Raw genomic sequence first — 22656 nt, 5'->3', positions numbered from 1 at the left:
CGCGCCGCTTGAACACTATGTGCGGAGGGTTCTGCGCATCTCTTCCACTGCTGGGGCTCCTATCTTATTGCTGCCGTAATTTCTGGCTATGAGGTCTGCTCTTTGCTGGCCCAGCAACTCAGCCATCTCGGCCCGCGTTAATTTTGATTCTTGCCCAGGATGACTCTCAATTTTGGCCGCCTCGCTTTTATTTCTTGATGTACTCTGTGTTGTATTCTCTGTAATAGATTTTCCCTTTGGTCGAATCAAGGTTTGACCATCCTGATCACCAGATTGGCCAGAAGGGATAGTAGAATCTACCAAAGGGAAAAACTGGGAAATACAACCACTTCCAGAAGGCTCTTCGTCGAGCTGCTCTGCCAGAAGCTCAAGCAAGCGCTCGCAGTTCACCCGATACCACATTTTTGCAGGAACATCTCTCCTTTCCTCTTCCAACACACCAATTTCCACTAGCGACCTCCTAGCGTTAGCCTGCTGCTTTGGAGAAAGTCCAGTTTCTGACTCCCAACTATCTCTGCCACGCTGATTTTTGTAAAACCACCCGCCTCTTTCCTCCACCTTGGTGTTACGTGTCCAGTAAAAGGCTTGGCTAAGGAAGACTGCACCAGGAACTGAAACACCAGGAAGGAGCGTGAACGCGGCATGATAGGCAACCACTCTTCCTAGAATTTTTTGCACGACTGACGGACTTACGCGCGCCATACCTTTTTCATCCTTGCAAAGTCAGCCTATGATCTTTCTAAAGCTTCCGCTTAAAGGCGATCAAAATTACTTACAGGCAATATTAAAACTTTCACACTCTCAATCTAAGCTCAGTGCGTCCTTGACATGAAGTGTACGAAAATAAACACGACGCCCAACTTTCACCATTGTCGGCTTAAGTTTTCTCGACACCTCAGTATCTGTGTAGAGGGATACACGTACACCGTCAGGTGAGCGACCCAACAAATCAGCAAGGTCGTTAATACTCATCAAAAGCCCGAAACGCTGGATAAGATAGTCCTCAGCACGCATAGCCACACCTCCATAAAGCAACCTTCGATGGAGGGATTATTAATTCATGCTAGTCAGAATTCAATGAGCCAAAGTAAGCCCAAGGGTGCGGATCAATCAAAACGATATATTTTGAAGGAAAAATGTAAATAGATAAGGAAAACCTTTTAATACATCACCACCTTCACTTTCAAAAAAACATATTTAAAATCATAAACTTAATATGAATATAAGCATATTCCAAAAAAATATTAAAACCCTAAGATTGAGTTTATGTACTGGGGTGGCGCGTGCCCTATATGGATAGGAACCGGCGTTACCGCTAACCTGTCAGCCGGCTAATCGCCCACGGCATCATGACCCATAGTCTTTCGTATTTCATATTTCGTATAATATGAAATACGATACGGAATACGATATTAATCTATCATCCACCTAAGCGCTTGATAGTGATACTGCTTGACCGAAGAATCTGAATGCAACTCCTTATCAGGTTTTCAGAGATATAACTTCACGATCGCTCCCTATCTTTGGCCAGCACCTCTCCTGCTATCCATATCCCCAGTCTTGTAAATAGCTCCATACATGTGTTGCGCCCCATGACTGGTGCACAATAACAATAACAAGAATAGGAATAAGAATATTATTATTCTTATTATTGCATAACAACACCTAAACCAAATCATGAATCAATTCATCAACATCCAAACATCGCCAACGTCAACGCGAGGAACTTACTTCGCAAAAGAAAACTATCGTCTTTTATAAGAAACGTACTTATGCAGGATGTGACGCCGCGCGACTGCTGCTTTAGATGTTGCCATAAACTCTAAAAAAGGAATTAACATCAATATAAAAAACCCTATCGCTGGAGCAAGAAAAACCTTTTGTTCTTTTATTATCTCATCAACCTCACCAGCCTCTTCCCCATCAAAAAATGATTTGCATATAGCACTCACAACATCTATGTTAGGACCCGAATTTAAAACCAGCTCTTCATACCCCCCTTCTTGTCGTTCACATTCTGACTTCGAGATCACCCACCCCTCACCACCATTGAACAATTTATGAAGGCTTTTACTATAAGCATTTTCATGTCCCAGCCACAGCCACTGCCCATCTTCTTTAAACTTTAGAAGAGCTGAGTCGGAAGCAGCTATCGACAAAAAAAACATAGCAACTACAAAAAAGCAAAGCAAAATAAAAATAAAAGCCGGTGGTTGCCAACACTTTACTTTAACTACTTTCATCCTTTCCAGATCAATCCTCTTTCTCAAACTTGTCACTAAACGCACATCTATATCAAATTTCTCAACCCAAGACTTAAATTCAACTATCTCACCAATAGACTTAGCTCCCACGTTAAAAAGCGCATTAAACCTTTCAATATCTCTCCGTTCTTTCCAAAACCTCCCTATTTCTTCATTGTAGAAGTCCCCTCCCCCCATCAACAACGCATAAACCCTATTCAAGATCCCATAAGAAGATCCTGCTCTTCTATGAAAATAAAAAGCCAACAACAAAACCGCCAAAAGCATCAAAAGAAATGCCACTGGAGAACCCAGACTGAACGAATAAAATGATTCCAGCACTTCAACCCCTCCCTAGGTTGTTAAAATCGATTTAATCAACCGCAACTTCTATTGACACCATGAACTTTCACCTAGGTATACGATCTAGTTTTGCCACTAAGTCTTCTGCTCTAAGATGCGTATACCGCCGGAGCATCTGCATGGATTTGTGCCCACTGATCGCGGCGACCTCCTGATCGGATAGCCCCGCCTCCACCAGCCGGCTGACGGCTTCATGACGTAGGTCGTGGAAGCGGAAGTCATCCAGTCGAGCTTGCTTCTTTGCCTGGTTCCAGAGCTTGGTGTACGCATAGGGGCCGCGCTTTCCATCCCTGCCAGGCTCACCGAAGAACACCAGCTCGCAGTCGAACGGTCGTACTGGGTTGTTCAGCGCCTGCTTGAACACCTCTGTGGCGGCCTGGGTCAGCGGTACCAGGCGGGCTTCGTTGTTTTTGGTGTCGGTGAGACGCACCACGCGGCGTTTTACGTCAACCTGGGAGCAAGTGAGGGTCAGGATCTCCGAGGAGCGCATGCCCGTCTCCAGAGCGATTCTGGCGATCCAGGCCAGCATCAGGTTGCTGTGCTGCCGGAGCACGGCGAACAGGCGCTTCTCCTCGTCGGGGCTCAGGCGCCGGTCACGCCCCTCCCCGGGGCTGGGCTTGCGAATGTTCTGGACCGGGTTGTAGGTCAGGCCGAGGCCCCATTCCTGGATGGCCACGGTGTAGAGATGGCCGAGCAAGGCGAGTTCCAGGCGCACGGTATTGGCGCTGATCGGTTGGCCCCGATGGCCAATGCTGTTAAGCCGCGTGTCGCGGTAGTTGGCGATCAGTTCCGGCGTCAGGGCCGCGAGGGAGTACTTGCCCAGGTGCTCAATCAGCGTGTTGGCCTTGTGGCGTTCGCTCTTTTGGGTGCTGAGCTTCTTGGTAGGGGTAACGTCCGCGAGGTAGCGCTTGAGGGCTGCTTCGAGCGTCATGCGCTCCGAGGCGCTGCGCTGGATATAGACGCCACGCACCATTTCATCTTCGGTGCGGCGTGCCCAATCCTGGGCGTCTCGCTTGGTGCGGAAGGTCTTGGCGGTGGTGGGCCAGCCGGTCTTGCGGATGACGGCCTTCCAGCTACCGGCGGGGGTCTTGACGATGGTGGCCATGAGAGTCTCCAGGGGGCTGAAGGATCGGCACTGTACCGAAACTGTACCCTTGGACTATGGGACTCACCAAAGAGAATTCTTAAGTAACTGATTTTCATGGTGGGCCCAGCTGGACTCGAACCAGCGACCAAGGGATTATGAGTCCCCTGCTCTAACCAACTGAGCTATAGGCCCTTACTTATCAGCGTGATAACAGCCGAGCGCACTGCGTTGCACAGCGCGAGCGGTATGATACCGAAAGCTACTGTGTGAGGCTAGCGGTAATCGTCTTCCCAATGCGAAAGATTAATAATCACCGGCGGTGTTTCACCTGCCGTGTTTGTCGCAGCATTGCTGTGGCGGCAGAGTTACAGCAGCACAGTTGTATACGACGTTAATTAGCGTGCAAGGTGCCAGCGGTGTGAGTGCGTTCTTATATCGCCATCACCGCCCGATTGGACAAGGCGTTACGGGCAATTTAGTAAAGAATCTTGACGTCTAGCAAGACGCAGCAAACAATTCCCCACCCCGTTAATTCATTTTTCTTTTTGGAGAGCTCAGCAATGGCCGTCACGGATCCGTTCCACCTTGCTATTCAGGTTCGCGATATTGATGAGGCGCGCCGTTTTTATGGCGAATTTCTCGGCTGCCCAGAAGGTCGTAGCTCACAGGCCTGGGTCGATTTTGACCTGTATGGCCATCAGTTTGTCTGCCACCTAAACCCTGCGCTGAATACCGGCGACGCTGCAGCAAGCGCAGCTCATAAGAACCCCGTCGACGGCCACGGTGTGCCGGTGCCGCATTTCGGCGTGGTGCTGGAAATGGAGGCCTGGCAAGCACTCGCCGACAAGCTTAAGGCGCATGGTATAGCCTTCGAAATCGAACCCTACATCCGCTTTAAAGGTGAGCCCGGCGAACAAGCCACCATGTTTTTCAAAGACCCGTCCGGCAACGCTCTGGAATTCAAGGCGTTCAAAGACCGCGAAAACCAGTTGTTTCGCAAATAATCCGTTAGCGGGTCGGCTCAAGAATCTCACGCGCCAGTTCGCGGCCACTTTCTGTCAGCTCAAGCACGTCGCCATGACACAGTATCAGCCGATTACGGCAGCTACGCGCTACGACACGGCGTGCTCGGGCGGTATCCCACAATAAGTGCTCACGCAGCGCATGGGTGACGTTTTCCATGGCCTGGCGCGGCTCATCTTCGTGATTATAAAGGTGCACCGCCAGGGTGCGTACTTCGTTAAGTCGGCGCTGACGACGGCGTCTCAACCACTGGGCAAACAGCCCGTAACGCGGCCCCAGCAAGAATGCCAGTGTCAGAAGCACACCGGTCATTACCGCCATCATTCCACCAATAGAGACGTTCCAGGCCACCGCCAGGTAGTAGCCGGTGACGCTGGAAATAATGGATACCAAGGCACCAAGCACAAAGATTAGCCATAGCCGGTCAGTCAATAAGTAAGCCGTGGACGGCGGTACGATAACGAACGCCACAAACAATACCGCACCGACAGCATCGAAAGCTGCTACGGCGGTGCCACTGGTCAGCAGCAGCAAGGCGTAGAACAATACGCCAGGCGCCAACCCCAATGCCTTGGCCAGCGCCTCGTCAAAGGTAGCCAGCTTGAGTTCTTTGTAAAACAGCGTGATAAAGGCAAGATTAAGTAACGTCATCGCACCCATCGTTATCAACGACTGCGGTACGCGATAGTCACCCAGGGAGACGGTGTCAAGCCACACGAAACCGATCTCGCCCAGCAGTACTGTGTGGGTGTCGATATGCACGTCCCGGGCATACAAGTTGAGCAGTAACACGCCCAACGAGAACAGCACCGGAAATACCAGCCCGATGGCGGCGTCTTTCTTAACTCGACGCGTGCTGACCAGCAGTTCAGTAAGAAATACCGTCAACACACCGGTCAACGCAGCTCCAAGAATCTGCACTGGGCCACTCTGCTGCTGGGTCAGCAGCCATACCACAACAATGCCAAATACAATGGAGTGGCCGATAGCGTCTGACAGCATGCTAGTCCCACGAAGTACCAGCAAAGTACCCACAAGGCTTGAGGCAGTACCCACCAAGGCACCGACCAGCATGATCATCAGCGCAGGATTGTTAAATAGATCAGCCAGCATCAGCGTTCCTCCTGCCCCAGCGCATCAAGAATACGCTCGGCCTCGCGAATGCCCGCTGGCGTTAACACCCAGCGATGAGAAGGTCCCGGCTCACCGGTAGCCACCGCACGCCACTCTACCTGGCCTTTAGCCTGCAACTTACGCAGCGCGCTGCGCGTGCCCAACCCATGATAGGTATCTAACATGCCTTGCTCCGAGGAGTAGTCAGGGTCGGCATGATGCACCGCCAGCCGATACAGCGTGGTCAGCACATGCTGATAACGCAGCCGACGACGACCGCGCCATAAACTAACAGCTTCCCAAAGCATACCTCGACGCGGTGCCAGCGCGAGTGATACGACGACCACCGCCGAGACACTGAGAATGATCAAAGGCCCGGTGGCCAGCCCTGGTTTCAAGGCGCTGAGTACCGCGCCACTTACGCCGCCAAACATGCCAATAACCGCTGACAGCACCACCATAGTTTCCAGGCGGCTAGTCCACTGACGGGCGGCCACTGCCGGTGCAATCACCATGGCCGCCATCAACACCACGCCAACCATCTGAAGCCCGACAACCACCGCCAGAGCAATCATGACTGTCAGCACACCATCCAACACCAGCACGGGGAAGCCCAGCGATGCTGCAAATTCCGGATCAAAACTGACCAGCTTGAATGCTTTCCACAACATAGCAACCAGCCCAAGAGCCACGGCAGTGATGCCGCCCATCAGCCACAAGTCTGAGCGCAGAATCGCCGCCGCCTGGCCAAACAAAAATGCATCAAGGCCGCCCTGGGCGGCATTATTCTGCCCTTGGATATAGGTTAACAGCACGACACCAAACGCGAAGAAAATGCTCAGAACAATGCCCAAAGCCGCATCTGTTTTGAGGCGGCTCATGCGCGTTAACAATAGAATCACCAACGCGGCCAACGTGCCGGTGAATAGCGCTCCTGCCATGATAATGCCAATGTCTCGGGTGCCAGCGATGAGAAAGCCCAGGCACACACCCGGCAGCGCAGCGTGAGACATGGTGTCGCCCAACAACCCTTGGTGGCGCAGCACGGCAAAACACCCCAACACCCCGCTCACCAAGCCCAGCAGTACCGCGCCGATGATCACACTTTGCAGCGTGTAGTCCGTCAGTAGCGCTGTCATATCAGCCATCATGTTTCGGATGTCTTATCGGCGGCATCTGCCAGAAAACTGGCTTCATCGAGCAAGGCAATTTGCCCACCATAGGCACGGCGCAGGTTTTCCGCGGTATACACCTGAGAGACCGGCCCTTGAGCAATAACTCGCACGTTGAGAATTAGCAGCCAATCGAAATAGCTGCGCACCGTTTGCAAGTCATGATGGACCACGATCACGGTTTTCCCGTCATCACGCAGACGGCGCAAAATATCGACAATCGCGCGCTCGGTCGTCGCATCAACACCAGCCATGGGCTCGTCAAGAAAATACACATCGGCTTGCTGTACCAACGCCCTAGCCAGAAAAACACGCTGCTGCTGCCCGCCCGATAGTTCGCTGATTTGACGCTTGCTGAGATGCGCCATACCGACCATTTCCAGCGCCGCCATGGCCTCATTACGCTCGCGTCGCCCTGGCCGACGTAACCAGCCCAGCCGCCCATATAGCCCCATGGTAACCACATCCAGGGCAGTGGTCGGGAAGTCCCAGTCCACGCTAGAACGCTGAGGTACATACCCCACGCGGCGGCGATGCTGCTGGTAGGGCCGACCAAACAGCGTGACATGGCCCGCCATTGAAGGCACCAGCCCCAGTACACTCTTAATCAAAGTACTTTTTCCGGCCCCATTAGGGCCAACAATGGCGGCCATTACGCCGGGCGGCACATCAAAATCGATATCCCACAGCACCGGCTTACTGTGATAACTGACCGTAAGATCCTCAACGTGCAAGGCGAGATACGGCTCGTGGAGCGGCATCGTCATGGAATACTACCTTCTTGTCGTCATCAAATATGGTCAGCACCTAGCTCTCAACCTGCCACCGCGCTGCCCAATCGCCCAGCCTATCCGGCAACGGTAACAACTCACCGCCAAGCGCCTCTACGATATGCCGAGTGTTGGTGTACAGCATGCCTAAATACGTCCCGTCAGCCGTACCATTTTCACCCATCGCATCCGAATACAGCTGACCACCAATACTCACCGGCTGACCTCGTCGCTCCGCCGCTGCAATCACTGCTTGCACGGTTCGCGGGTTAATCGTGCTTTCAACAAATACCGCTGGCACACCACGCTCCACCACGACATCAGTCATGAGGCGGATGTCCGCCACGCCGGTTTCCGTTTCAGTGCTGACCCCTTGAATACCCGCCACTTCGATACCGTAAGCGCGGCCGTAGTAATTGAACGCATCATGCGCCGTTACTAAAACGCGCTGCGGCTCAGGAATTGTCGCAATGCTGCGCTTAATCCATTCGTGCAACGCCGCCATTTCAGCCGCATAACGCTCAGTGTTGTCAGCAATATCCGCCGCGCACTCGGGGCGTGCTTCACTCAACGTGGCAGCCATCACCGGCAAGGTGTGCGACCACAGAGAAACATCCATCCACAGGTGTGGGTCAACACTATAAGCACCGCCCTGCACATGAACCAGCTGCTGTTCGTCAATGCCAGATTCCGCCACCGCCACGGTAGGCCGCGTTTGAGCAAGGCGCCCCAGCACATCGCCGAGCTGACCCTCAAGCGAGTAGCCCGAATACAGAATAACCTCTCCCCCCTGAAACGTAGCAACGTCTCGGGCGCTAGCCCGATACAGGTGCGGGTCCACGCCTGGCCCCATCAGCGTGGCCACCGAGACACACTCACCCCCTAAACGCTCAGCTATCTGACCTATCATGCCAACAGTAGCAACAACCTGTACGGGCTCTTCCGCCGCAACGGATTGAGCGGCCGCAAGCAACGAGCCGCCCAACCACATGGAAGCCAGCGCAGCCAGTTTGAACGGTACGCCCAAGACTCCGCGAACTTTACGTATCCTCATGATGATCAACTACTCCCAAGAATCAGCCTCTAGCTAACAAGATATAAAGCGTTCAGCTTAACGTGAATTCAGCGCGGTTTCCCGAAGCCCTGCCTAAATATGGTGCACAAATCACGCAGCCTGATCGCCTTTATTGAGCTATTTTATCTACACCATTGGTATAGCATGCCTACCGCTTAAGGCGCTCATAGTGCCGTCGCAGCGCCATTTTTCTGTTAGCTATCTGTAAAAAGTCACGCGACATGCATCACAAGGCTAGCGAACCACCCATGAACTGGGGCATGCTATCGATATTCTCAAACACCTCTAGGAGCATCATGAGTACGGCAATGTCTTCATACTCGGAAGAACTTACCGACCCTCCTCGAACCAACCCTGACCTTGACGTCAGGGATCTAGAAAAACGCACCCGCTTGATGCGCGTTCTGGCACGGCTGATTGCCGTTTCAGAAATGGACAGCAAAGAAATTGCCAAAGAAGCTGATATGTCCAAGCAAAAAGTCAGCCATTTGCTCGCCGGGCGCGTCGAACTGCTATCACTCACCGAACTTGAGCAGCTACGCTTGGTGCTCGACTGTGAGCCATCGTCTTACTGAACGACTCTTGCAGCCACGCTTACACGCCCCCATGACTCTTATGGAAGTAGTCAAGCACGCATGCATAAAGGGATGTTTCATGAAAAAATTGATTGGTGGTTTGTTAATCGCTGCATCACTGCCCGCATTTGCCGACGGAAAAGCAGTAATTCAGGCCACATCACCAGAAAGTAACGACCAGGTTGACATGAGTGTGAGCTGGTTAGAAGGCAACATGCGCCTAGACTTCCCTGAACAGCAGGCAGGTTACATGCTGTTGCAGGGCGATAAGGGCTACATGATTACTGACGCTGAAGGCCAAACCATCATTATGGATATCAGCAAGCTCTCTGCCTTAGCCAAACAAGTCACAGGAGAGCAGGAAAACCTCACTGATGCTGCCTCAGTAGAGCAACTGGAAGCAACCGGCGAAACGGAGACCATTGCAGGTATCGAAGGCGAAGTTTACGACCTGGTATGGAAAGACAATAGCGGAAACACTCATGAAGAAAGCATTGTGTTGAGTGATAACACTCAGGCGCGCGAACTACTGACTGCTTTCCATAGCTACCGGAAAGCATTACTCGACAAGCCAGACCCTATTGCTGAAGCGCTTGAAGAACGCGGCATGGGCATGCTTCGTCAAGGTGACAGCTTTCTTATCGTTTCGATCAATAATGAAACACCTGACAAGAGCATTTTTACTCTGCCAGAAGACGGCTTGAGCTTTGAAGAAATGATGCAGAACGCCTTAAAAAACGACTGATCCGTTCCTCCACAGCCAAGACTCTAACAGCGCCCTGCACCCGCAGGGCGTTTGTCTATGTTATGTCCTCTACTGCCCCACCCCAACCCGCCCTTAGCTATTATTTCCTGTATTTCCTGCCACTCTCCTAGCTACTTTTCTACCTGCCTTCCTTTCAGCCAACACAACACTCAAAAATTATCTGAATATTAAGACATTGGCGTGTTTTTCTTGACAGGCATCAAGCCTGAAAAGTAACCACAACGTAACCTAAGCCTGAGTAAAATTTCTTTTCAGGCAGATTCTGTATCTGCCGATGTCACGCAAGCTCCGGAGATGCTATGGACCACATTCGCCGCTCCCTTCTTGGCCAGCTGGCCCGCTTGAGCGCGGGTGCTGCCTTGGTGCCGCTATCCAGTGTTGCCAGTGCTGGCATCAACGACCAGCCAGCACGCCGTGAAGGTGATCCCAGTAAACGCTATGGCATGCTCATTGATTTGCGCCAATGTATCGGCTGCCAGGCCTGCACCGTTTCATGCCATATCGAAAACGACGTGCCAATGGGTAACTTTCGCACGGTGGTATCGCAGTTTGAGGTGCAACAACAAGACACCGACAACATGGCCACGTTCATGCTGCCGCGGCTGTGCAACCACTGCGAAAACCCACCCTGCGTACCGGTATGTCCAGTGCAAGCTACGTTTCAGCGGCAAGATGGCATTGTGGTAGTTGATAGTGACCGCTGCGTAGGCTGCGCCTATTGCGTTAACGCTTGCCCTTACGATGCACGCTTTATCAACGAAAAAACCCAAACTGCCGACAAATGCACTTTCTGCGCCCATCGTTTAGAAGCTGGCCTGCTTCCAGCCTGCGTGGAATCGTGTGTGGGCGGTGCCCGCGTGATTGGCGACATGCGCGATCCAGATAGCGAGATCAGCCGACTGATCGACAAGCACCGCGATGAACTGATGGTGCTGCAACCTGAAATGAATACGCTGCCGCAGGTTTTTTACTTAGGCATGGATGAACGCTTCACCACCAAGCCTGAGGCCGAGCCTGGTATCTGGGACATTCTGGGCACTAACGACAAGGAGCTGGGTTATGAGTTTGATCACTGAAGTCGTCGTACCGCGTTACGGTATCGCCTGGTACCCTTGGGCAGTTCAGTATTTTTTCTTAATTGCTCTGTCGTACTGCTCGCTATGGCTGGCAGCACCAGGCCTGATTTTTGGCAAAAAAACCTGGATGCCTACGGCCCGAGTCGCGCTACTGGCCTGCGTAACCACTACATTGGTTGCACCGGTTGCACTATTGGCTGACCTTCACCAGCCGCTGCGTTTCTGGCACTTCTACGGCTACCCAACGCCATGGTCTTGGATGTCGATAGGCAGCTTCCTGCTACCGATGTACCTGGGTGCCGTCGTGCTCTTGGCTTGGCTGACTTGGCGCCCGGCCCTGAAAGCGCGCAGTTACGAAGCTGATGGCTGGTTTTCACGCATTGCCGGCTGGCTGGCCTGGGGTAATTGGCAAGCTCCCCGCGCGCTCATTGTGCTAATCGGTCTCGCGGCACTGGTCGCCTCACTAGGCATCATGATCTACACCGGCTTTGAAGTCGCTGTCCTCAAAGGTCGCCCCCTATGGCACACCAACTGGCTGCCACCCATGTTTGTTACCACCGGCCTGATAGGTGCCTGCGGCATGGCGCTGGTACTCAATCGTGTTACCGGCCTACGCCACCCTGAGACCAACCGCCAGTTGATGGCCATCATGGCGATAGCCTGTGTGGTCACTGGCTTCATCGCGCTGACCTGGTTTCTGGATGGCGTGAACTCAGTGTCTGGCTCAGTCGCTGCCGCGCTTGCGTCTATCGACGAGAGTCCAGCTTGGCGCAGCACGGCTATTGAAGGCAGTTTGGCCGGTGTATTGCTGGCCGTGCTGGCCTTTGTCATGCGCCGCTCAGCCGCGCGGCGCAAAGCCATGGGCTGGGTAATCGGTCTGCTGGCACTGCATGTGGCTTGGATGTTCCGTTGGGTGGTGCTGATGAATGTTCAGACCATCGCGCGCAATACCGCTGGATTCAACGATTATTACATCGACTTCGGCTCTTACGGTCTGCTTGGCATCATCGGTATTTTCGGCTTGTGGTTAACTGCCATTCTGCTGATCGACCTCTTTGTACCGTGGCGCGAGGCAACAGAAAACCCGCGCTCCAACAGCGTTATTACGCCAGAGATGCGCACCCGTTCTTTGTCTACTTCAGCCTCAAGCCCTGTCTCAACCCCTGCATCACACGAAGGAGCAACCAGCCATGGATAAGTCACGTCGTCGCATGCTTAAAGGTGCCGTTGCCGCTGGCGGCGCAGCAACTTTCGCGGCCGGCTATTCCGGCCCGCTGGTCAAGATGGCCAAGGGCGTCACCGGTAGCGCCGGTGAAAAACCACATCACGCCATCTACGGCAATGCACTCGCTCCGGAGTATCGCGTTGATCTGAACAGTGGCGAGTTAACCCTTAACCCCGACCAGCGCACCGCCTTTACTATCTGCTATGGCTGTACCACAAAGTGTGGCGTACGGGTGCGTATCGATAACAATAACGAGCAAGTGCTACGTAGTATCGGCAACCCTTATCACCCTTTATCTGCTGATGTACAGCTACCAATGAATACTCCCGTGGTCGATGCACTGAAAAGTGTCAGCGCCTATCACGAACAAGGACTGAATGGCCGTTCAACCACCTGTGCTCGGGGCAATGCCATGATCGCCCAGATCACCAGCCCTGATCGCGTCACCCACTGCCTGAAACGTGTGGGTGGCCGTGGAGAGCGCATGTGGGAGCGCATTTCCTTCGAGCAGCTGATTGAAGAGGTCTGTGAGGGTGGCGACTTATTCGGCGAGGGTCAGGTTGAAGGCTTGCGCAGCATTCACAATCACGACGAGTTGATTGATCCAGAAAACCCCGAGTTTGGCCCCAAAGCCAACCAGTTATTATTGATGGAAGCCACCGACTATGGGCGCTCGGCCGTGCTCAAGCGTTTTGGCTTCAATGCCTTTGGTACACGCAATTATGGTCACCATGGCTCTTATTGCGGACTGGCTTTCCGTATGGGTTCCGGCGCACTGATGGATGACCTGGCGAAAAATGCCCATGCCAAGCCCGACTACAACAAGGCTCAATTTGCACTGTTTATCGGCACCGCTCCGAGTCAGGCGGGCAACCCCTTCAAGCGCCAGGGACGCCTGCTCGCAGAAGCTCGCTCTACCGGCAGCCTGGATTACATCGTGGTTGATCCTGGCCTGAATGCGGCAGCCTCCGAAGCCTCTGGCGAGCGCAGCCGTTGGGTACCAATTCTCCCAGGCAGCGACACCGCTTTCGCCATGGCAATGATTCAGTGGCTGATCGAACATGAAGCCTACGCCAAAGACTATCTTGCTATTCCCAGCCAGCCTGCCGCAGACGCAGCCGGTGAGGTGGGACATACCAACGCCACGCACTTAGTCATAGAAAGCGAGGGGCATCCGCGCCAAGGACATTTCCTACGCCTCTCTGATATCGGTGAGGCCGACGCCAACAGTGACACCGATGATCTACTGGTTGTGGATCTCAACGGCGTACTTACGCCCAGCGCAGGCGTGCAAAAAGCCACGCTATTTGTCGAGCGTGAAGTGGAAAGCCCCGACGGCAACATTCGAGTCAAAAGCAGCCTGAGTAAGTTACGCGAAGCAGCCAATGAGCACAGCCTGGCAACGTACGCGGAACAGTGCGGCATTGAGGCTGAGCTTATTCAGCGCATTGCCAAGCGCTTTGCCTCTTATGGCCGTCGCGCCGTTGTCGACACCCATGGCGGCATGATGTCAGCCACGGGTTTTTACGCAGCCTACGGCATTTTGATGCTCAACCTGCTGGCTGGCAGCTTCAACCGTCAAGGTGGCTACGCTGTTGGCGGAGGAAAATTCAACGGTACGGGCAACGGCCCGCGTTATGATCTTTCTGGTTTTCCTGGAAAGCGCGGCCCTAAAGGCATTTTTGTGTCACGCTCACGCTTCGCCTATGAAGACTCCTCAGAATACAAACGCAAGGTAGCCGCTGGTGAGAACCCTTACCCAGCCAAGGCTCCCTGGCGCTCGCTTGCCCCACCTATTCTTACCGAGCAGCTAAGTTCAGGCATCGATGGCTATCCTTACAAAATCAAAGCCGTGATTGGCTGCATGGCTAACCCGCTCTATGGCCAAGCCGGGCTGACCACCACGATTGCCGATAAACTAAAAGACCCCGCCAACCTAGGGCTCTATGTATCAGTCGACGGTTTCATTAATGAAACAAACCGCTACGCCGACTATATTGTGCCGGACTCAGTAATGTATGAGGTATGGGGCTTTACTGGTGCGTGGAGCGGCACATTAACTAAGATGACCACTGCCTGCTGGCCGATTGTCGAGCCCCGCCAGCAAAAAACTGCTGACGGTGAGCCGGTCAGCATGGAGATGTTCTTCATCGCTACCGCCAAGCGCTTGGGATTACCCGGTTTTGGCGACAACGCGATTCCGGGCGCGGATGGCAAGCTGTACCCGCTTAATCGCGCTGAAGACTTCTACCTACGTGCAGCGGCCAATATCGCCCATAGCGGCGAAACACTACCCAACGCCAATGACAGCGATATCCGTCATTCTGGCCTTGAGCCACTAATGAGTAAGATCGAGCGCACCTTGCCAGCAAGCGAACGCGGGCCGGTGGCTTACCTTTACGCTCGCGGAGGGCGCTTCGAAGACCATAGCAACGCCTACAAAGACAACGACCAACTAGGGCACGTCTGGAAAAAAACATTATGTGTGTACAACCCTAACGTAGGCACTGCTATTAACAGCCAAACCGGCGAGCGGCTCTCCGGCACACCGCGCCTGCAAAAGGCCGAGATGTCTAACGGCCAACTGATGCGCGACGTCTACCCCGAAGACGAATGGCCGTTGCTGGCGTTCTCATACAAGTCCAACGTCATGAACTCTTATGCCATTGGCCTTGAGCGGTTACGCATGATCAAACCCTACAACCCCGTGCTATTACACACAGAAGATGCCGCGCGTCACGGTATCGCCTTTGGCGACACCATACGCATTGAAAGTCCTGGAGGGGCGGCAACCGCACTGGCACTGGTTAGCGATGGCGTCATGAAAGGTGCGCTAGGCATTGAGCATAGTTTTGGCCACACTGAACTAGGGGCCAGTGCTCACGACATTGATGGAGAAAAGGTCTCTGGCAATGAATGGGTAGGCGCGGGAGTCAACATTAACGACCTGGGGTTTGCCGACCCCACCCGCAAGGTATCCGGCACGTGGCTTGAAGGCGTCAGCGGTGCCTCCATCCGCCAGGGCTTACCGATCCGTATCTCGCGCATCGACGCCTGAACGACCCGTCATCTTCAGCGCTAATCCACGCGTCATCCTGACTCACCTCAGGATGGCGCGTTTTCATGCTGACAGCCTTCCAACCGCGAGAAGCAAGCTTTATCAGAGAATGATAAGATTGCCATCACCATTAAACGACTAAACCACTCAACTACCAAGGACAGCAAAACTTCATGGAACCCGTAAACCAGACACCACCCACACCACCCGTTGATTCATCCTACGTACTGCGTGATTTTATAGAACCCCTGTACCGCAGCCGCTTCTGGATGCAGTTACTGGGCGTCATGCTAATCCTGCAAGGAGTCTTCATTGGCATATCCATCATCGGGCTTGTCGTAGCTTGGATACCGGTTTGGGCTGGAGTGGTGCTGTTTCAAGCCACCGGCGCCATCAGACGTGGATATGAGGCAAACGATCAGTATGACATCAAGCACACCATGTCCAAGCTGCGCACCTATTTCTTGATCAGCGGGATCATGGTGTTAACGTATTTGGTCTTGATTGCTGGCTCTTTCCTGCTATTTGGTGCCGGCGCGATTATGGGCCTCGGCGGAATGAGCAGCATGCACGGTTACTGATAGCCTGCTGCCTGTAAGCGAAACAGGTGGGCGTAGCGACCATGCTCAGCCAGCAGTCGGCTGCGCGTGCCGTGAAAAAACGACGTGAGTTCAGTCGCGTCATGCGCGCTCGAGCATCACGACGCAATTGCTCAAACACCTAAGCCCCGGCGGCGGCATCCATGGCCGCCGGATAACGCTTTTCCTTCTTGGAATCATCTGCCCTTCTTGAAAACATCGTCCAAGCTCGGTGTGATACCCCTGTTTCAAGCCACGGATGATAGCATCCGCCATTACCTGCTAAACCGCACCCTTCCAGGGCTCAGTGCCGGTAAAAACATCAACGTCACCCACACCAAGGTTTTCGCCCACCAGCAGTTGATAGCGTTCAACGTCTTGGAATCTCGCTCCGATACGCCGCCGTCGTGTAAGCTCATTCCGTGAACGGAACTGACTTAACAGGAAAAAACGTCAAAGTCGCCATCGAGAGACAGCCGACATTCCGGTAAAGTGATGCTTGCTGATAGCAGCCAAGTACACCGCGCAGCAATCTGAATACCAGTAACGCAGCGCATCAGCTATTACATGACCCGCACAGGATGACCAGCTCAATGACATTGTTGTGGATAACCCTGCTGCCCCTGCTCGGGGTGCTAGCACCCGCGCTAACCGCGCGCTACGGACGCCGCTACTGCTCAATGGCCACTGCCGTTTTGCCAGCGCTTGCCCTGCTGCTCACCCTGAGCCAAGTGCCAAGCATGCTGGACGGAGACGCTTTACGCTTTTCCGTCAGCTGGATGCCAACGCTCGGCTTGGATCTCGGGCTACGCTTAGATGGCCTAAGCCTGCTGTTCAACCTGCTGATCATCGGTATTGGGCTGATGATTCTGCTGTATGCCCATTTTTATCTGGCAGCCCATGAGAACGTCGGACGTTTCTATTCTTACCTGATCCTGTTCATGGCATCGATGGTCGGCATTTCCATGTCCGACAACCTGATTTTGCTATGGCTGTTCTGGGAGCTGACCAGTCTGTCATCCTTCCTGCTGATCGGTTTCTGGTCGCATAACAGCGAGGCCCGCAAGGGCGCACGCATGGCGCTGGTGGTAACGGGGGCTGGCGGCCTGGCGCTGCTAGCTGGCCTATTGATGCTAGGTAACATGGCAGGCAGCTTTGACCTGAATGTGGTCCTAGCCAGCGGCGACATTATTCGCAACCATGCCTACTATCCGGTAATGCTGGTTCTTGTGCTGCTCGGTGCCTTTACCAAGTCAGCCCAGTTTCCTTTTCAATTCTGGCTGCCACACGCCATGGCCGCGCCTACGCCGGTATCGGCGTATCTGCACTCTGCCACCATGGTTAAAGCCGGCATTTTCTTGATGGCACGCTTGCACCCCGCCATCGCCGGTAGTGAGCTGTGGAGTAGTTTGGTCACTATTATCGGTATGATCACACTGCTTTACGGCGCTTGGTTTGCGCTGATGAAAACTGACCTCAAGGGCATTCTGGCATTCTCTACCGTCAGCCATTTAGGGTTGATTACTGCCCTACTGGGTATCGGCACGCCAATGGCTATGCTGGCTGCCCTTTTCCATATTCTTAACCACGCAACGTTTAAAGCGGCTCTCTTTATGGGCGCTGGCATCATCGATCATGAAACCGGTACGCGTGAGTTGTCCAAACTCGGCGGCTTGCGCCGAGCCATGCCGGTCACGGCCCTGTTAACCACAATTACTGGAGCCGCCATGGCAGGAGTGCCGCTGCTCAACGGTTTTGTGTCTAAAGAAATGTTCTTCACTGACGCGCTGAACAGCACGGCGCTTGGCGGGCTTAGCGGCATTCTTCCCGTGCTAGCGACACTCGGCGGTATATTGTCAGTCGCCTATTCGCTGCGCTTGGTGTACGAGGTATTCTACAAACCGACCACCCAGGCCCCTCCCATAGAACCGCATGAACCTCCACGGTTGATGCGCGCCCCCATGGAGCTGCTGGCAACGTTATGTGTTGTCGTGGGTATTTTTCCCTTCCTCGCGGATGGCTTGATGCAGCTAGCGACAAACGCTGTGCTGGTCACTCCCATTGATGTAAATATTGCTCTGTGGCATGGCCTTAACGTGCCTCTGCTGATGAGCATGATTGCTCTGGCCGCAGGTATCGCAGCCTATTTATTCCATGCAGAGCTTCGCCGCTTTCTTAAACAATTTTCCCCGCTTGATGCACGGCTGGTGTTCGAAGCCAGCATCCAGTGCGTGGCGAACCGCTCACAGCAGCTGATGGATCGCTTGGAAAATGGTTCGCTGCAACGTTACATGTCACTGCTACTCTTAACGGCCCTGGTGTTTGCGGGTGTTGGCCTGGTCAACATGCCTTCCCTCACTGGGGCGCTATCAGACCAGCCAGCCGACGGCGTATTAATCGTTGGCGCTCTACTGCTGATACTCAGTTCCGTGGCAACCGCTGCCCTACATCGCCGGCGTTTGGTTTCACTGATGATGCTATCGATGGTCGGACTGCTGGTATCACTAACGTTTGCCCGCTTTTCGGCCCCAGACCTAGCCCTAACGCAGCTATCCGTGGAAGTCGTCACCATGATTTTGCTCATGCTGGCTCTGTTCTTCCTGCCCCAAAAAACGCCGCGCGAGTCGTCAATGCCTCGGCTACTGCGGGACCTTAGCTTAGCGGGTGGGCTGGGCGTAATAGTGGCAAGTCTCAATTACGCCGTACTCAGCCGCGAGACCACCAGCATCTCAGACTTCTTTATTGCCAATAGCGTACCCGGCGGTGGCGGTCATAACGTAGTAAACGTCATCTTAGTAGACTTCCGTGGCTTCGATACCTTGGGCGAAATTACTGTACTCGCTATTGCTGGCCTAGCAGTGCTCAAACTGCTCAACCGTCTGCGCCTGTTCATGCCACACAGCGACGCCGAAGGCCGGGTATGGTCTCAGGATCGCTACCCCATGATTCTAACCATTATCTCTCAAGCACTGCTGCCGCTGGCCGTTTTAGTGGCGGTATTCATCCTTCTGCGTGGTCACAACGCACCTGGCGGTGGCTTTATTGCCGGCCTGGTGACATCCGTGGCGTTGATTCTTTTATATATCGCTCGCGGGGTAGACTGGACTCAAGCGCGTTTAGACCTGCAATACCAATCAGTAGCCATTGCTGGCGTTGCCGTAGCCTCACTGACTGGTGCTGGCAGCTGGCTGTTTGGTTACCCATTCCTGACCTCGGCGTTTGGGCACCTGCATATTCCACTGGTCGGTGACATCGAACTCGCTACCGCTATGCTGTTTGATGTCGGTGTGTATCTGGCCGTTGTTGGTGCCACGCTGATGATTTTGGCCAACCTTGGCAAAATCACGACACCACACCGCCTGCCTAACTACGACAAAGACCCTAGCGGCACTGAGCCACCTAACAACGGTGATACCGCCAAGGAGAGCAGCTGATGGAAAGCCTTTTTGCTATTACTACCGGCATACTCAGTGCCTGCGGCCTCTACCTGACACTGCGGGGGCGCACTTTCCCCGTCGTGGTTGGGCTGACGTTACTTTCCTACGCCGTTAATCTGTTTCTATTTTCCATGGGTGGGCTAACCACAGACGGCCCAGCAGTCATCAATGGCAGTAACAACGAGATGGCCGACCCGCTACCTCAAGCCTTAGTGTTAACTGCTATCGTTATCGGCTTTGCCATGACCGCATTTGCCATCATTCTGGCCATGCGCGCTCGGGGTGATATGGGCAATGATCATGTGGACGGCCACGATCATGCCAAGCATGACGCCGATACCCGCAAGGATAATGTTCTCAAGGAGCGCCAGCGGTGATATCTCATCTAACAGTTTTGCCCGTCGCACTACCGCTGCTCACCGCAATGCTGCTGTTGTTCCAGCGCCATGGTCAGGTACGTTTCAAGCGTGTGCTCAGCGTTACCAGTACGTTTATGTTGGTATTAATATCGTCTGCATTGGTGATACAGGCAGATAGCGGCGAGATTACCTACTATGCACTGGGCAACTGGCAGCCTCCTTTTGGAATCGTACTGGTATTGGACCGGCTATCAGCGCTAATGGTGTTGCTATCGTCACTATTGGCGCTGGGCTGCGTGATTTTTGCCTGCGCGGGTGAAGATGTGCGTGGCAGTAACTTTCACGGACTTTTCCAGCTACAGCTTCTGGGCATCAATGGCGCTTTCCTGACCGGCGATTTATTCAACCTGTTCGTATTTTTCGAGGTCCTTCTGCTCGCTTCCTATGCGCTGCTGCTGCACGGAGGCGGTAAAGCGCGCATTCAGTCGGCTGTTCACTACGTGGTGCTGAACATGGCTGGCTCTGCGCTCTTTTTGATTGCTGTTGGCACGCTGTATGGAGCCACTGGCACCCTGAATATGGCCGACATGGCAGTGCGCATTAGCCACTTGCCTGCCGAACGAGAAGGCTTGGTCATGGCAGGTGCTTTGCTCTTGCTGGTGGTGTTCAGTCTCAAGGCCGCCATGCTACCGCTGTACTTCTGGCTGCCTAAGGCCTATGCCGCTGCACCAGCGCCGGTGGCCGCGCTATTTGCCATCATGACCAAAATTGGCATCTACGCCATCCTGCGCTTTTACACACTGGTATTCGGCGAGCAAGCCGGCGGACTAGCGAACCTGGGACAGGAGTGGGTGTGGTGGCTGGCGTTGCTAACGCTGGTTGCCGCAACCATCGGGGTACTTGCGTCGCGGGATCTGCGCCAGCTAATTGCCTACCTGCTACTGATTTCAGTAGGCACCTTGCTGGCCGGTATCGGCATGGGCTCTACGGCTGCCGTTAGCGCACTGCTGTACTACTTGGCACATACCACCCTGGTTACCGGCGCACTATTCCTGCTGGCAGAAATGATTGGCGCTCAACGCGGTAAAGCAGGCACGCGTATCGTCAAAGGCCGCAAAATGCCGCACAGCTCAATACTGTCGTTGGCTTTTTTCATTGCGGCCATCGCGGTCGTGGGTATGCCGCCGCTATCTGGTGCGCTGGGGAAAGTGCTAATGATGGATGCGGCCGCCGGTACCCAGCGCTTCTGGCTTTGGCCTCTGCTGCTACTCAGCGGCTTAGCTGGCATTATTGCGCTGTCTCGTGCGGGCTCAACCTTCTTCTGGCGGGCTCAAGGGGGAGATGACAACAATGAGCGAATATCGCGCCGGCAGTGGACTGGGGTTGCCTTGCTGCTGCTAACGTCACCCCTGTTAGTGATATTTGCTGGCTCAGTGAGTGAGTATGCCCAGGCAACAGCCGAGCAACTTGCCAATCCTGAAGCATTTATTGATGCGCTGCTGATCAACACTGGAGGTGCGCAATGAATAGGCTCTCGCGCTGGTTTCCCACCCCTCTGCTTTCATTGGTCTTGCTGATTGTATGGCTTTTGCTGGTCAATGGTCTGTCAGTGGGTCAGCTATTGCTCGGCACATTTCTTGCCATCAGCATTCCGCTGTTTACCTATCGCTTCTGGGATACTCAGCCTCGCATCCAGCGGCCCTGGCTGCTGATACGCTTTATCGTTATTGTATTGCTCGACATCGTAACATCCAGCATTCAGGTAGCTTGGCTAATCATTAATCCGAAGCGGCGCATGCGCCCAGTGTTTGTCGAGTATCCATTAACACTCAAAGAGCCGTTCACCATCACCTTGCTGGCCAATACCATCAGCCTCACGCCGGGAACCGTGACAACCAACGTTCGCCTGGATAAGTCTAGCCTGTTAATCCACGCCTTGGATGCTGGCACCCCCGAGGAAGTGATTGAACAAATTCGTGAGCGTTATGAAATGCCGCTCAAGGAGATCTACGAATGCTAGATATGGCGCTAACTATTAGCCTCGCTCTAATTTTGATGGCCATCGTGTTTAACACCTTCCGGCTAGTGTATGGCCCATCCATGCCAGACCGAATACTGGCGCTGGATACCATGTATGTGAACAGCATTGCACTGATCGTGCTGCTGGGCCTGTGGCTGAACACCAAAACTTATTTCGAGGCAGCGCTGTTGATTGCCATGCTAGGCTTCATCAGCACCGTTGCCATCTGCAAATACCTGTTACGCGGCGATATCATCGAATAGCCCATGGAGACAGCATGACCCTATATGTGATTCTCGAGGCCGTCATTTCGTTACTTTTAATTGGCGGGGCAACGTTTGCCTTCATCGGCTCGATGGGCATGGCCTCAATGCAGGACTTCTTCATGCGCCTGCATGGGCCCACCAAGGCCACTACCACTGGCATTGGCTGCATTCTTATCGGCTCGATGATCTACTTTGGCGTGCTGGATAGAAAGCCGGTAGTTCAGGAGCTGCTGATTACCCTATTTCTTTTCATTTCGGCACCCGTCAGCGCCCACTTGCTGGGCAAGGCGGCGTTACACCTTAAACTTGAAAGGGCCGAGAAGACCCAGGGTTCTCCCGCAGAGATTGACGATGATGCCAACAGCATCAAGCCAGAGCCTTATCCCGAACATGGCCGTACGCTGGTACTGACGCGCAAAGAACTGGAAGAAAAACAGCGCCAATAAATGG

21 protein-coding genes and 1 tRNA gene are annotated in these 22656 nt (G+C 53.8%); 13 read left to right on the top strand and 9 right to left on the bottom strand.

The window, feature by feature from the left end:
- Positions 1-15: 15 nt before the first annotated feature.
- From H616_RS15305 to H616_RS0113070, 5 genes are all read right to left on the bottom strand, one after another.
- Complete coding sequence (locus tag H616_RS15305) at positions 16-702, bottom strand: hypothetical protein (protein ID WP_027967758.1); 687 nt, start codon at positions 700-702, stop codon at positions 16-18.
- Positions 703-801: 99 nt separating this feature from the next.
- The gene (locus H616_RS0113085) at positions 802-1014 is read right to left on the bottom strand and encodes a hypothetical protein (protein WP_027967757.1); all 213 of its coding nucleotides are present in this window, start codon (positions 1012-1014) and stop codon (positions 802-804) included.
- Between the two features lie 731 nt (positions 1015-1745).
- Positions 1746-2585 carry a DUF6216 family protein gene (locus H616_RS0113080; protein ID WP_027967756.1) on the bottom strand — a complete coding sequence of 280 codons (840 nt, stop codon included), beginning with the start codon at positions 2583-2585 and terminating at the stop codon, positions 1746-1748.
- A 67-nt stretch (positions 2586-2652) separates the two neighbouring features.
- Complete coding sequence (locus H616_RS0113075) at positions 2653-3711, bottom strand: tyrosine-type recombinase/integrase (RefSeq protein ID WP_027967755.1); 1059 nt, start codon at positions 3709-3711, stop codon at positions 2653-2655.
- Between the two features lie 97 nt (positions 3712-3808).
- Positions 3809-3885 (bottom strand) — tRNA-Ile (locus H616_RS0113070).
- Positions 3886-4253: 368 nt separating this feature from the next.
- On the opposite strand from H616_RS0113070, the gene H616_RS0113065 reads away from it, so the two are divergent.
- Complete coding sequence (locus tag H616_RS0113065; RefSeq protein ID WP_027967754.1) at positions 4254-4697, top strand: VOC family protein; 444 nt, start codon at positions 4254-4256, stop codon at positions 4695-4697.
- 4 nt (positions 4698-4701) lie between these two features.
- On the opposite strand, the gene H616_RS0113060 is transcribed toward H616_RS0113065, so the two are convergent.
- The 4 genes from H616_RS0113060 to H616_RS0113045 are packed head-to-tail and all read right to left on the bottom strand — an operon-like array spanning position 4702 to position 8825.
- Positions 4702-5829 (bottom strand): metal ABC transporter permease, encoded by a 1128-nt coding sequence (locus H616_RS0113060; protein WP_027967753.1) that lies wholly within the window; start codon positions 5827-5829, stop codon positions 4702-4704.
- Positions 5829-6980 (bottom strand): metal ABC transporter permease, encoded by a 1152-nt coding sequence (locus H616_RS0113055; protein WP_240470600.1) that lies wholly within the window; start codon positions 6978-6980, stop codon positions 5829-5831. The genes H616_RS0113060 and H616_RS0113055 overlap by 1 nt, the downstream gene beginning before the upstream one ends.
- Positions 6977-7768, bottom strand: a complete 792-nt coding sequence (locus H616_RS0113050; protein WP_027967751.1) for a metal ABC transporter ATP-binding protein — start codon at positions 7766-7768, stop codon at positions 6977-6979. The genes H616_RS0113055 and H616_RS0113050 overlap by 4 nt, the downstream gene beginning before the upstream one ends.
- A 40-nt stretch (positions 7769-7808) precedes the next feature.
- Complete coding sequence (locus tag H616_RS0113045) at positions 7809-8825, bottom strand: metal ABC transporter solute-binding protein, Zn/Mn family (protein ID WP_051234297.1); 1017 nt, start codon at positions 8823-8825, stop codon at positions 7809-7811.
- A 329-nt stretch (positions 8826-9154) separates the two neighbouring features.
- Between H616_RS0113045 and H616_RS0113040 the strand changes: the two genes are divergently transcribed.
- The 12 genes from H616_RS0113040 to H616_RS15050 all read left to right on the top strand — a co-directional run bounded on the left by H616_RS0113040 (position 9155) and on the right by H616_RS15050 (position 22652).
- On the top strand, positions 9155-9421 hold the full coding sequence (locus H616_RS0113040; RefSeq protein ID WP_240470599.1) for a helix-turn-helix domain-containing protein: 267 nt from the start codon (positions 9155-9157) through the stop codon (positions 9419-9421).
- A gap of 79 nt (positions 9422-9500) precedes the next feature.
- Positions 9501-10166 (top strand): hypothetical protein, encoded by a 666-nt coding sequence (locus H616_RS0113035; RefSeq protein WP_027967748.1) that lies wholly within the window; start codon positions 9501-9503, stop codon positions 10164-10166.
- Positions 10167-10486: 320 nt separating this feature from the next.
- Positions 10487-11263, top strand: a complete 777-nt coding sequence (dsrO, locus tag H616_RS0113030; RefSeq protein WP_027967747.1) for a sulfate reduction electron transfer complex DsrMKJOP subunit DsrO — start codon at positions 10487-10489, stop codon at positions 11261-11263.
- Positions 11247-12461: an NrfD/PsrC family molybdoenzyme membrane anchor subunit gene (gene nrfD, locus H616_RS0113025; RefSeq protein ID WP_027967746.1), complete on the top strand. Its 1215-nt coding sequence runs from the start codon at positions 11247-11249 to the stop codon at positions 12459-12461. The genes dsrO and nrfD overlap by 17 nt, the downstream gene beginning before the upstream one ends.
- On the top strand, positions 12454-15546 hold the full coding sequence (locus tag H616_RS0113020) for a molybdopterin dinucleotide binding domain-containing protein (protein ID WP_027967745.1): 3093 nt from the start codon (positions 12454-12456) through the stop codon (positions 15544-15546). The genes nrfD and H616_RS0113020 overlap by 8 nt, the downstream gene beginning before the upstream one ends.
- A gap of 173 nt (positions 15547-15719) precedes the next feature.
- Positions 15720-16127 (top strand): DUF5362 family protein, encoded by a 408-nt coding sequence (locus H616_RS0113015; protein ID WP_051234296.1) that lies wholly within the window; start codon positions 15720-15722, stop codon positions 16125-16127.
- A 590-nt stretch (positions 16128-16717) separates the two neighbouring features.
- The gene (locus tag H616_RS0113010; protein WP_027967743.1) at positions 16718-19558 is read left to right on the top strand and encodes a monovalent cation/H+ antiporter subunit A; all 2841 of its coding nucleotides are present in this window, start codon (positions 16718-16720) and stop codon (positions 19556-19558) included.
- Positions 19558-19938, top strand: a complete 381-nt coding sequence (locus tag H616_RS0113005) for a Na+/H+ antiporter subunit C (RefSeq protein WP_027967742.1) — start codon at positions 19558-19560, stop codon at positions 19936-19938. Before H616_RS0113010 ends, H616_RS0113005 begins: the two co-directional genes overlap by 1 nt.
- Positions 19935-21446 carry a monovalent cation/H+ antiporter subunit D gene (locus H616_RS0113000; RefSeq protein WP_027967741.1) on the top strand — a complete coding sequence of 504 codons (1512 nt, stop codon included), beginning with the start codon at positions 19935-19937 and terminating at the stop codon, positions 21444-21446. The genes H616_RS0113005 and H616_RS0113000 overlap by 4 nt, the downstream gene beginning before the upstream one ends.
- Positions 21443-21940 (top strand): Na+/H+ antiporter subunit E, encoded by a 498-nt coding sequence (locus H616_RS0112995; protein ID WP_027967740.1) that lies wholly within the window; start codon positions 21443-21445, stop codon positions 21938-21940. Before H616_RS0113000 ends, H616_RS0112995 begins: the two co-directional genes overlap by 4 nt.
- Complete coding sequence (locus tag H616_RS0112990; RefSeq protein ID WP_027967739.1) at positions 21934-22203, top strand: K+/H+ antiporter subunit F; 270 nt, start codon at positions 21934-21936, stop codon at positions 22201-22203. The genes H616_RS0112995 and H616_RS0112990 overlap by 7 nt, the downstream gene beginning before the upstream one ends.
- 14 nt (positions 22204-22217) lie before the next feature.
- On the top strand, positions 22218-22652 hold the full coding sequence (locus H616_RS15050) for a Na+/H+ antiporter subunit G (protein WP_051234295.1): 435 nt from the start codon (positions 22218-22220) through the stop codon (positions 22650-22652).
- The last annotated feature ends 4 nt before the right edge of the window (positions 22653-22656 follow it).

Source organism: Halomonas halocynthiae DSM 14573 (assembly GCF_000425725.1).
In the GTDB taxonomy this organism is placed as follows: Bacteria; Pseudomonadota; Gammaproteobacteria; order Pseudomonadales; family Halomonadaceae; genus Halomonas; species Halomonas halocynthiae.
This window is presented reverse-complemented; position numbering and strand designations above follow the sequence as displayed.

Excerpts from the sequence above, each read along its gene's own strand:
- H616_RS15305 (WP_027967758.1), bottom strand. The coding sequence starts at position 702 with ATGGCGCGCGTAAGTCCGTCAGTCGTGCAAAAAATTCTAGGAAGAGTG.
- H616_RS0113085 (WP_027967757.1), bottom strand. The coding sequence starts at position 1,014 with ATGCGTGCTGAGGACTATCTTATCCAGCGTTTCGGGCTTTTGATGAGT.
- H616_RS0113075 (WP_027967755.1), bottom strand. The coding sequence starts at position 3,711 with ATGGCCACCATCGTCAAGACCCCCGCCGGTAGCTGGAAGGCCGTCATC.
- H616_RS0113065 (WP_027967754.1), top strand. The coding sequence starts at position 4,254 with ATGGCCGTCACGGATCCGTTCCACCTTGCTATTCAGGTTCGCGATATT.
- H616_RS0113060 (WP_027967753.1), bottom strand. The coding sequence starts at position 5,829 with ATGCTGGCTGATCTATTTAACAATCCTGCGCTGATGATCATGCTGGTC.
- H616_RS0113055 (WP_240470600.1), bottom strand. The coding sequence starts at position 6,980 with ATGATGGCTGATATGACAGCGCTACTGACGGACTACACGCTGCAAAGT.
- H616_RS0113050 (WP_027967751.1), bottom strand. The coding sequence starts at position 7,768 with ATGACGATGCCGCTCCACGAGCCGTATCTCGCCTTGCACGTTGAGGAT.
- H616_RS0113045 (WP_051234297.1), bottom strand. The coding sequence starts at position 8,825 with ATGAGGATACGTAAAGTTCGCGGAGTCTTGGGCGTACCGTTCAAACTG.
- H616_RS0113040 (WP_240470599.1), top strand. The coding sequence starts at position 9,155 with ATGTCTTCATACTCGGAAGAACTTACCGACCCTCCTCGAACCAACCCT.
- H616_RS0113035 (WP_027967748.1), top strand. The coding sequence starts at position 9,501 with ATGAAAAAATTGATTGGTGGTTTGTTAATCGCTGCATCACTGCCCGCA.
- dsrO (WP_027967747.1), top strand. The coding sequence starts at position 10,487 with ATGGACCACATTCGCCGCTCCCTTCTTGGCCAGCTGGCCCGCTTGAGC.
- nrfD (WP_027967746.1), top strand. The coding sequence starts at position 11,247 with ATGAGTTTGATCACTGAAGTCGTCGTACCGCGTTACGGTATCGCCTGG.
- H616_RS0113020 (WP_027967745.1), top strand. The coding sequence starts at position 12,454 with ATGGATAAGTCACGTCGTCGCATGCTTAAAGGTGCCGTTGCCGCTGGC.
- H616_RS0113015 (WP_051234296.1), top strand. The coding sequence starts at position 15,720 with ATGGAACCCGTAAACCAGACACCACCCACACCACCCGTTGATTCATCC.
- H616_RS0113010 (WP_027967743.1), top strand. The coding sequence starts at position 16,718 with ATGACATTGTTGTGGATAACCCTGCTGCCCCTGCTCGGGGTGCTAGCA.
- H616_RS0113005 (WP_027967742.1), top strand. The coding sequence starts at position 19,558 with ATGGAAAGCCTTTTTGCTATTACTACCGGCATACTCAGTGCCTGCGGC.
- H616_RS0112995 (WP_027967740.1), top strand. The coding sequence starts at position 21,443 with ATGAATAGGCTCTCGCGCTGGTTTCCCACCCCTCTGCTTTCATTGGTC.
- H616_RS0112990 (WP_027967739.1), top strand. The coding sequence starts at position 21,934 with ATGCTAGATATGGCGCTAACTATTAGCCTCGCTCTAATTTTGATGGCC.
- H616_RS15050 (WP_051234295.1), top strand. The coding sequence starts at position 22,218 with ATGACCCTATATGTGATTCTCGAGGCCGTCATTTCGTTACTTTTAATT.